We start from the raw sequence: 10,664 nt of genomic DNA on the forward strand, positions 1-10,664 counted from the left end.
ACGCGGTACGTTTGAATGCCGTTGGCGCCGGGCTGCACACGTACCGCGTGCGCACAGGTGCGCACCCTACGAGAGCTATCGACGGGCTTACCCGATCCGTTTATACCACGGCAGGTTCGGAAAGATCGGCTGGTAGTTTTCGGCCAACGAATCGCTCGCCGGAAGTTCGCAATCGAGGCCGAGCACGCCGAAGCGCGCGAGGCTGTCGTGGAACAGCCTTAGCGCCCGCTGGCGCAGCACCGGTCCGAAGTCAAGCAGGGCCCGGCGGCAGATGATGGCGTTAAATTCGTTGAACGACGCGTCGGTCACGAGGTTGTACTCCGACCAGGTGATGCGGCTCTTTAAACGCGGCAGCAGCGAGGCCTGCCCGTTATTGACCTCGAAGTATTCGGTCAGGTTGCCGTTGCCGCCGCTTTGCGCATAGTTCTCCTGGAGAGCGGCCAATTCGTCGTACGGCAGGCTTGCCTCGCGCATCTCGGCCACCAGTTCGTCGTTGGCCAGCGTCGCATGGATTTCGGTGCGCGCGTACAGATCTTCTTCCGCCAGCACGATCGCCAGCGTCCACGCCTGGCCGATGCCGGCGCATTCGGGCAGCCATACCTTGGGCAGGGGAGAGGCACGCAGCGAGGTGCCAAGCACGTTGCGCAGCAGCCGCGTGTGCTCGGGATCGTCGAACAGCGCGCTTGGTGCTACCGACAGCGCACGCAGCAGGCGCGACGCCGCGCCCGGCTCGTGCAGCACCCGTTCCTGCAGCGTCGAGACGGTGGCCAGTTCGCTGGCAGCCATCACGGCGTGCAGTTTGTGCCGTACGGCCGCACGCTCGTAGTCGCGAAAGTCGAAACCGTAGCGCTGGAACACCGCTTCCAGCAGCAGCTCGATTTCCAGTTCCTCGACCGCCAGCTCCACGGCCAGACCCTCCCTGGCGTTCAATGCAGCCACACGCGCATCAGGGACAGCAACTGCGCCACATCCACCGGCTTGGTGATGTAGTCAGATGCGCCGGCCGCGATGCACTTGTCGCGGTCGCCCTTCATTGCCTTCGCGGTGAGCGTGATGATCGGCAGTGACTTGAACTTGGGTATGCGGCGGATCGCGCGCATCGTGTCGTAGCCGTCCATCTCCGGCATCATGATGTCCATCAGGACGATTTCGATGCTCGGGTCCTTTTCCAGCACTTCGATGCCGTCGCGGCCGTTTTCGGCGAACAGCACCTGCATCTGCTGGCGCTCGAGCAGCGACGACAGCGCGAAGATGTTGCGCAGGTCGTCGTCCACGATCAGCACCTTGCGGCCGGCCAGGGCGCCTTCCGCGGCGTGGATTTCTTCCAGCATCCGGCGCTGCAGTTCGGGCAGGCTGGCGTGCGAGCGGTGCAGGAACAGCGCGGTCTCGTCGAGCAGGCGCTCGGGCGAGCGCGCGTCCTTGATAACGATGGTCTTGGCGTAGCGCTTGAGTTTGGTTACCTCCTTGCGCGTCAAATCCTGTGCGGTGTAGATCACGATCGGCAGGTCGCGCAGCCTGGCGTTCTTGCCGATCTTGTCGAGCAGGTCGAAGCCGGAGATGTCGGGCAGCGTCAGGTCCAGCACCATGCAGTCGAAGTGGGCACGTTCCAGCTCATCGAGCGCTGCCTTGCCGTCGCCCACGGTCACGATGTGCAGGTCGGCGTCCCCGATCAGCGAGACGATCCCGTCGCGCTGGGCCTTGTCATCCTCCACCACCAGCAGGCTGCGCTTGCCGCCCATCAGGAACTTCTGGATGCGGGTGAATTCGTCATGCAGCTGCTCGCGGCTGACCGGCTTGTTGATGTACGAGATCGCGCCCTGGCGCAGCGCGCGCTCGCGTTCGCGCAGCGACGACATCACGTGCACGGGAATGTGGCGCGTGCCGGGGTCGCGCTTCAAGCGCTCGAGCACCGTGAAGCCGTCGATGTCGGGCAGGTCGATGTCGAGCAGGATTGCCGCCGGCAGGTAGTCGCGCGCCAGCGACAGCGCCGAATCCCCGCGCTGGGTGATGATGCCCTTGAAATTCCTTTCGCGCGCATGTTCGAGCACCGTCTTGGCGAAGGCGGCGTCGTCCTCGACGATCAGCACCGACGGGTCGCCCGGGGAGACCAGGGCGCGGTCGTCGAGCATCGAGGCGGCTTCGACCAGCGTCGCGCTGCCAGACGGAGCGTCGAGCACGGCCGCCTCGGTGTCCGATTGCGCCGCGGACGGGCTGGAAGCCAGCGCCGCTTGCGCCGGCGGGGCCAGGCGTGCCGGCTGCGGCTGGCGCGTCAGTTCGTAGTTGATGAAACCGGCGCGGTTGTAGGGCAGGTAGAGCGTAAAGCCCGAGCCGAGGTTGACGGTCGATTCGACGCGGATCTCGCCGCCCAAAAGGCGCGCCAGCTCGCGCGAGATCGACAGGCCCAGGCCCGTGCCGCCGTACTTGCGCGCGGTCGAGCCGTCGGCCTGCTGGAACGCTTCGAAAATCAGCTGCAGCTTGTCGGCCGGGATGCCCACGCCAGTGTCCCGGACGGTGAACGCAAGCACCGCGTCGGCACGCAGCAGGTTGGGGTGGTCGGCGGTCCAGCCGCTGGAGACCATGCTGATGGTGAGCGATACCTGGCCGTGATGGGTGAACTTGAACGCGTTCGACAGCAGGTTCTTGAGCACCTGCTGCAGGCGCGTCACGTCGGTCATCAGTGCGGTGGGCAGGTTGTCGGCCAGCTCCACCTTGAAGCCCAGGTGCTTGGCTTCCGCCATGTGGCGGAACGTGCGGTCCACGTAGTTGCGCAGGTTGGCGAAACGGCATTCCGACACGTCCAGGGTGACGGTGCCGGACTCGATCTTGGACAGGTCGAGGATGTCGTTAATCAGGGTCAGCAGGTCGGAACCCGAGCCGTGGATGGTCTTCGCAAATTCCACCTGCTTGAGCGTCAGGTTGCCTTCCGGGTTGTCGGAGAGCTGCTGCGCGAGGATGAGCAGCGAGTTAAGCGGGGTGCGCAGCTCGTGCGACATGTTGGCCAGGAACTCGGACTTGTACTTGGACGAGAGCGCGAGCTGGGTCGCCTTTTCTTCCAGTGCCAGCTTGGCCTGCTCCACCTCGCGGTTCTTGCGTTCCACCTCGATGTTCTGTTCCGACAGCAGGCGCGCCTTCTCGGCCAGCTCCTGGTTGGTCTGCTGCAGTTCCTGCGCCAGCGACTGCGACTGGGTCAGCAGCGATTCGGTACGGCTGTTCGCCTCGATCGTGTTGAGCACCACGCCGATCGACTCCATCAGCTGGTCGAGGAAGGACAGGTGGGTTTCGGTAAACCGGTCGAGCGAGGCGATCTCGATCACCGCCTTGACCTGCTGCTCGAACAGGATCGGCAGCACCACGATGTTGTTTGGCGGCGCCGAGCCGAGGCCCGACGATACCTGGATGTAGTCGCGCGGTACGTCGGTGAGCCAGATGCGGGTCTTCTCCAGCGCGCACTGGCCGACCAGGCCTTCGCCCGGCAGGAACGAGGTCGGCAGCTTGCGGCTGGAGCGGTAGCCGTAGGAGGCGATCATGCGCAAGCGCGAGTCGTTGCCCTCCGAGGCCATCATATAGAAGACGCCGTGGTGGGCCGAGACCAGCGGCGCCAGCTCGGAGAGGATCAGCTTGGTCACGGCCTGCAGGTCGCGCTGGCCCTGCAGCAGGCGGGTGAAGCGCGCCAGGTTGGTCTTGAGCCAGTCCTGCTGCGCGTTCTTCTGCGTGGTCTCCTTCAGGTTACGGATCATCTCGTTGATGTTGTCCTTCAGGTAGGACACCTCGCCGCGCGCTTCCACCTGGATCGAACGCGACAGGTCGCCCCGCGTCACCGCGGTTGCCACCTCGCCGATCGCGCGCATCTGGTTGGTCAGGTTTGCGGCCAGCTGGTTCACGTTTTCGGTCAGGTCCTTCCAGGTGCCGGCCACGCCGGACACGTTGGCCTGGCCACCCAGCTTGCCCTCGGTGCCGACCTCGCGCGCCACCCGCGTCACTTCCGATGCGAACGACGAGAGCTGGTCCACCATCACGTTGATGGTGTCCTTGAGCTCGAGGATCTCGCCCTTCACGTCCACCGTGATCTTCTTGGACAGGTCGCCGCGCGCCACCGCAGTGGTCACCGCCGCGATGTTACGCACCTGGCCGGTGAGGTTGGACGCCATGAAGTTCACGTTGTCGGTCAGGTCCTTCCAGGTGCCGCCCACGCCCGGCACGTAAGCCTGGCCGCCCAGCTTGCCCTCGGTACCCACCTCGCGCGCCACCCGCGTCACCTCGGATGCGAACGACGAGAGCTGGTCCACCATCACGTTGATGGTGTCCTTCAGCTCCAGGATTTCGCCTTTCACGTCCACCGTGATTTTCTTGGACAGGTCGCCGTTCGCCACCGCGGTCGTCACGTCCGCGATGTTACGCACCTGGCCCGTGAGGTTACCCGCCATCGAGTTCACGCCGTCGGTCAGGTCCTTCCAGGTACCGGCCACGCCCGGCACGTTCGCCTGGCCGCCCAGCTTGCCCTCGGTGCCCACCTCGCGCGCCACCCGGGTCACCTCGGACGCGAACGAGTTGAGCTGGTCCACCATCACGTTGATGGTGTTTTTCAGCTCCAGGATCTCGCCCTTCACGTCCACCGTAATCTTCTTGGACAGGTCGCCGTTCGCCACCGCGGTGGTCACTTCAGCGATGTTGCGCACCTGCGAAGTCAGGTTGCCCGCCATCGAGTTCACCGAGTCGGTCAGGTCCTTCCAGGTGCCGGCCACGCCCTTCACCTGCGCCTGGCCGCCCAGCTTGCCCTCGGTGCCGACCTCGCGCGCCACCCGCGTCACCTCGGAAGCGAACGATGAGAGCTGGTCCACCATCACGTTGATGGTGTTCTTCAGTTCGAGGATCTCGCCTTTCACGTCCACCGTGATCTTCTTGGACAGGTCGCCGTTCGCCACCGCCGTGGTCACCGCCGCGATGTTACGCACCTGGCCGGTGAGGTTGGACGCCATGAAGTTCACGTTGTCGGTCAGGTCTTTCCAGGTACCGCCCACGCCCGGCACGTAAGCCTGGCCGCCCAGCTTGCCCTCGGTGCCCACCTCGCGCGCCACCCGCGTCACTTCCGCCGCGAAGGAGCGCAACTGGTCCACCATCACGTTGATGGTGTCCTTGAGCTGAAGGATCTCGCCGCGCACGTCGACCGTGATTTTCTTGGACAGGTCGCCGTTCGCCACCGCGGTGGTCACTTCCGCGATGTTGCGCACCTGCGAAGTGAGGTTACCCGCCATCGAGTTCACCGAGTCGGTCAGGTCCTTCCAGGTGCCGGCCACGCCTTTCACCTGCGCCTGGCCGCCCAGCTTGCCCTCGGTGCCCACCTCGCGCGCCACGCGCGTGACCTCGGACGAGAACGAAGAGAGCTGTTCGACCATCGTGTTCGCAGTGGTCGCGGCCCGCAGGTATTGTCCCTTGAGCGGGCGCCCGTCCACTTCCAGCGCCATGGTCTGCGACAGGTCGCCCTTGGCCACCGCGCCGATCACGCGCGCCATTTCCTCGGTCGGGCGCACCAGGTCATCGATCAGGGTGTTGACCGAGTTGATCATCGCGGCCCAGCCGCCACCCACGCCGGAGACCTGCGCGCGCTGGGTCAGGTGGCCCTCGCGGCCGACCACGCGCGACACTTCGGTCACGGCCTCGACGATTGCCTGCTTGGTTTCGATGATCTCATTGAGGGTGTCGGCGATTTTGCCTGACACGCCGGTCCAGTCGGACGGCATACGTGCAGTGAAGTCGCCTTTTTTCAGGGCCATCAGGGTCGCGAGCAGGAGTTTGGCGTCCAGCTGCTCAGCCATGTCAGTCATGTTGTTCATCGACTTGATTCCTAGTCTGGAAAGCAGGGAGTTGTGGCGTCCCTCAAATTGTTACTTAAGGAGAATTTGAACGATACACCTGTCCGATTTCAAGTCAAGTAAGAGTGAATGTCTAGCAACATTGTGTCGTGGAGATATTGCCGAATTGAAAAAAATTCATGAGAGTCGGCGGAGGGTAGCGCGAAATTAATTATGGCGACGCACGATTGCATCATGCTGCGTTGCACACAAGCCACGTATTGACGATTTATGCAAAAAAAATGACCTTCTTGATGTCTTTTTGCTACGAATAAACTAGCATAAGTAGTAGTACGACAATAACTAAGACTCGGGGATTTCATGGCTGACATTGCGCGCCTGATCCGGTTGCTAGACAGTGAGGATGCGGATGCATGGAGCCGCACACTGGTATCGCTCGCTCGCGAGCAAGGATTCGACCAGGTGCTGTATGGCGCGGTCAGTTCGCGCCATGCGAAACTGGAAAATGCCTTCGTACGGAGCAATTACGCCCCATCCTGGCGCGCGCAGTACGACGCCGAGCGGCTGGCCTATGTGGACCCGACGGTCATTCATTGCATGACAAGCAGTCTGCCGATCGTCTGGAGCCCGCAGGTGTTTCGCACCCCCGCCCAGCGCCGGCTGTACGAAAGCGCATGCGCGTTTGGCATTCGTGCCGGCGTGACCTTGCCGGTGCACGGGCCGAACGGGGAGTTCGGCGTGCTCAGTTTTGCCAGCGACGTGCGGCCGGACGAGAGTTTTATGCGGAAGGTGAACGACCGCATCGCGGACCTGTCGCTGATCCGCGACTATGTGTTCACTTCGGCCCAGCGCTTCTGCGGCGAGGTGCAGGAACTGGCGCCGCGGTTGACACGGCGCGAGCTGGAAGTGCTGAACTGGGTTATGGCTGGCAAGTCCTCGTGGGAAATTTCAAGGATCACCAGCTGTTCTGAAGCCACCATCAACTTCCACATGGCCAACGTGCGTCAGAAATTCAATGTCAACACACGACAACAGGCCGTGGTCAAGGCGATTTCCCTTGGGCTGATCATCCCTGAAGATCACCATCGCTGAGCTTTCCGCTGGCATAGAGCTTGAGCAAGATCGCCACCGGAGCCGGAATCGACAGCCCAGTCTCGAAGCGGCTGCCGCTCGACTGCGTCACGCCAAAGCGGCCCCAAAACTTCTCCTGGCTTTCGCGGCGATTGAGGCGGAACTGGCGCAGGTCGCCGATGCCGCTCACGCCCACAGCCATACCAGCACCGTTTGCCGCGCCTGTTCGCAAGCCGGGCGCCGGGGTGCTCGCCGCCGCGATGCGTGCCACCGGCTCCTGCAACCGTGCGCCGGAAAGGAAGTCGTTCGCCATGGTGGAACCTCCAATAAGTTATGCGAAACGCAAGTATTTCATTCGAAATGCCGAAGGCCCAACTAGCAATGCTGCTAGTTCACATCTCTGCCAGGTTGCATGAGTCTTTTATGCACTTTGAATGAAACTTGAGATTTACTACATTTATTGGAGGTTTTCATGGCCTTGCCGATCCGATTACGGTCGGGGTCTAGACGGCGGTGGCGCTGTATGTAAAGGTGCAGGCAACCTGTGCCGCGCTGTTCGACACGCGGCTGGCTTCGTGATCAGGGGCGCAGGCCGCACGGCCAGCTAATGAACATTGCGGGCCACGAAGTAGACGGCACTCATCATCATCGCCATCGTGCCGGTCATCCATGCAATGAAGCGCCAGGTTTGAAGATTCATGGCTTCATACAGCCGGGCTTCCGTTTTCGCGAGGTCTTCCTTTGTGGCGCCATTGGCGCGGATATTCGCGATGTCTGCTTTCACCACCGCCAGATCTTCCTTCGTGGCGCCGTTGGCGTGGAGATTCGCGATGTCTGCCTTCACCACCGCAAGGTCTTCCTTGGTGGCGCAATTGGCGCGGATATTCGAAACGTCAGCTTTCACCGTCGCGAGATCCGTTTCGATTTTGGTGAGCCGGTCTTCCATGAGCCGATGATCGGCAGCGTGCCGGCCATTGTCAAGGCCAGCACTGGTGGATTGAGGTTCCGGATATGCCATGGTGGTTCCTCGGTTAGTCGGGATATTTACAGTATCGGCTGCTGGCCGAAATGATGGGTGAGAGGGCTCAATCGTATTCGTCCGCTCGCAGGTAGAACCATCTGTACCGGCGCCGGTTATACTTTCGAATGTTGTTAAGAACTTATCTCACACCAAGGGCTACATGACGAATTCGATTACCCGCAGCTTGGGAATGACGGTTGGCGCCAGCGGCCCAATCCGCATTGCATTATGGGCGGCGGGCCTGTGGCTATCCCTGCTGGTGGGCGCGCTGCTGTTCATTACCGCTTCGCGCGCGGTTGAGGAAGACGCGGCGCGGCGTTTCGGCACGATTGCGCAGGGTGCGCAGGAGCGGCTGGGCACGGCCATCAAGTCGTACACCGAATTACTGCGCGCCTTGTCGGCCTTATTCCAGTCCAGCCCGCAGCCGGTCACGCGCGAGCAGTTCCACCGTTATGTCGAGACGCTAAGGATGGCCGAGCATTTTCCGGCCATCGAGAACGTGAATTACGCTGTTTTTGTGCCCGATGCCGAGCGCGAAGCTTTTGTGGCCAGCGTGCGCGGCGACCGCAGCCGTGATCCGGACGGCTACCCGGAGTTCACGATCAAGCCGCCCGGACGGCGCCCTAATTACACGGTGCTGACCTACCTTGAGCCGCTGGCCGGATATGCCGAAAAATTCGGCGTCGACCTGACGGCCTCCGAGGGCGGCAGGCTGGCGATGGAGGAGGCGCGCGACAGGGGGCAGATCATGGCCAGCGGCAACATGGTGCGGCTGTCGAACCCGGCCCCGCACATTGGCATGTCGATGCGCTTGCCGGTGTACCGCGGCGGCATCGTGCCACCGGATGTGGCGGGGCGCCGCGCCGCCTACGCCGGCTCGGTCAGCGTCGGCTTTTCGGTGCCGGCGCTGGTGCGCAGGGGACTGGGCAGGGGCGACGGAGGGCCGGTCCGGCTCACGCTGTACGCGGCCGGCAGCAAACCTGCGACCTCGTTGGACGCATTGCGCATCCTTCCCGACGACCGCCTGCTGTTCCAGGACCCGCGCGCGGGCGACGCGCGGGCACACGCAGCCGGTGAGGGCGGGCGCGACGCGTGGTTCGAGGTGGTCCTGCCGGTCGACTACAACGGCAGGCTCTGGAAAGCGCACTTCGCGGCGCGCAAGGCCGACCTGTACTATGGCCTGGACCGCTATTTTCCGTGGATCTCGCTGGCCGCCGGCTTTGGCGGCACGCTGCTGATCTATTCGCTGTTCCTGAAGTTGTACTGGTCGCGGCGCGGCGCGATCGAGCAGCGCACCCTGCTCGACACGGTGCTCGACAACGTGGACGTGCTGGTCTACATGAAGGACCGCGACCGCCGCTACCGCTATGTCAACGCCCGCACCGCCGCCATGCTGGGCTGCCCGGCCGAGTCAATCGTCGGGCGGCGCGACTACGAGTTCATGGCGCGCACACAAGCCGACAAGTTCTGGGAGCGCGACCGGCAAGTGCTGGCCGATGGCGAGCGGATCGCCGACCAGATCGAGTTCGTCGGACCCGACGGCACAGTGCACCAGATGTGGACCGTGAAGGTGCCGGTCGCGACCGACGGCGAGGTGACGTCCGTGCTGTGCGTCTCGACCGACGTGACCGAACTGCACCAGCTCAAGGCGCAGGCCGACGCGGCCAACAAGGCCAAGAGCGACTTTTTGTCGAACATGAGCCACGAGATCCGCACCCCGATGAACAGCATCATCGGGATGACCCATCTTGCGCTCAAGTCGGTCACCGATCCGCGCCAGCGCGACTACCTCGAGAAGATCTACCACTCGGGCCAGCACCTGCTGGGCATCATCAACCACATTCTCGACTTCTCAAAGATCGAGGCTGGGCGGCTCGACCTCGAAACGCTCGACTTCACGTTGGCGAGCCTGATGCGCAACGTGTCGCACCAGCTGGGCGAGGCGGCGGCGGCCAAGGGCCTGAAGCTCGAATTCGACATCGCGCCCTCGCTCGAGTGCCCGCTGCGCGGCGACCCGCTGCGCCTGGAGCAGGTGCTGCTGAACTTTACCAGCAATGCGATCAAGTTTTCGGAGCATGGCACCATACTCATACGCGCCCGCCCCCTGGAACCGGGCATGGTGCGGTTCGAGGTGCAGGACAGCGGCATCGGGATCGACGCCGCCGAGCTGCCGCACCTGTTCACGTCGTTCCATCAGGCGGACCCGTCGACCACCCGCCGCTACGGCGGCACCGGCCTGGGCCTGGTGATCAGCAAACAGCTGGCCGAGCTGATGGGCGGGCAGGCCGGTGTCGAAAGCACACCGGGCCGGGGCAGCACGTTCTGGTTCACCGCGCGCCTGGCGCAGGGCGGCCCGGCGCGCAGCAGCAGCGTGCCGGTCGTCCAGCACGCCGCTTCGCTGATCGGCGTGAACGCGCTGCTGGTCGAGGACAATGTGTTTAGCCAGCAGGTCGGGCGCGAACTGCTGGAAGCGGCCGGCGCCAACGTGGTGGTCGCGGGTAACGGCAGCGAGGCGCTGGAGCACATGCACCGGCAGCGCTTTGACTGCGTGCTGATGGACGTGCAGATGCCGGTGATGGACGGCTACGAGGCGACGCGCCGCATCCGCAGCGACCCGGAACTGCGCGACGTGCTGGTGATCGCGATGACAGCCAACGCGGGCGTCGACGACCGCGCACGGTGCCTGGCCGCCGGGATGAACGAATTCGTGACCAAGCCGATCGCCCCCGAGCTGCTGTACGCGACGCTGGCCCGCTGCCTGG

6 protein-coding genes are annotated in these 10,664 nt (G+C 63.6%); 2 read left to right on the top strand and 4 right to left on the bottom strand.

The window, feature by feature from the left end:
* Positions 1–87: 87 nt before the first annotated feature.
* Positions 88–939 carry a CheR family methyltransferase gene (locus E4O92_RS03155; RefSeq protein WP_229482987.1) on the bottom strand — a complete coding sequence of 284 codons (852 nt, stop codon included), beginning with the start codon at positions 937–939 and terminating at the stop codon, positions 88–90.
* Complete coding sequence (locus E4O92_RS03160; RefSeq protein ID WP_135188301.1) at positions 927–5,831, bottom strand: response regulator; 4,905 nt, start codon at positions 5,829–5,831, stop codon at positions 927–929. The genes E4O92_RS03155 and E4O92_RS03160 overlap by 13 nt, the downstream gene beginning before the upstream one ends.
* A 339-nt stretch (positions 5,832–6,170) precedes the next feature.
* Here E4O92_RS03160 and E4O92_RS03165 point away from each other — a divergent pair, with 339 nt between their 5' ends.
* On the top strand, positions 6,171–6,902 hold the full coding sequence (locus tag E4O92_RS03165) for a helix-turn-helix transcriptional regulator (RefSeq protein ID WP_135188302.1): 732 nt from the start codon (positions 6,171–6,173) through the stop codon (positions 6,900–6,902).
* Here the strand turns inward: E4O92_RS03165 and E4O92_RS03170 are convergent.
* Positions 6,877–7,194 (bottom strand): helix-turn-helix domain-containing protein, encoded by a 318-nt coding sequence (locus E4O92_RS03170; protein WP_307721734.1) that lies wholly within the window; start codon positions 7,192–7,194, stop codon positions 6,877–6,879. The two genes, E4O92_RS03165 and E4O92_RS03170, sit on opposite strands and share 26 nt — an antisense overlap.
* A gap of 291 nt (positions 7,195–7,485) precedes the next feature.
* Complete coding sequence (locus E4O92_RS03175; protein ID WP_135188303.1) at positions 7,486–7,899, bottom strand: hypothetical protein; 414 nt, start codon at positions 7,897–7,899, stop codon at positions 7,486–7,488.
* Positions 7,900–8,062: 163 nt separating this feature from the next.
* On the opposite strand from E4O92_RS03175, the gene E4O92_RS03180 reads away from it, so the two are divergent.
* A partial coding sequence (locus E4O92_RS03180) for a CHASE domain-containing hybrid sensor histidine kinase/response regulator family protein (RefSeq protein WP_229482989.1) occupies positions 8,063–10,664 on the top strand: 2,602 nt, incomplete at its 3' end.

The sequence above is a fragment of the Massilia horti genome, from assembly GCF_004614195.1.
Lineage (GTDB): Bacteria > Pseudomonadota > Gammaproteobacteria > Burkholderiales > Burkholderiaceae_D > Telluria > Telluria horti.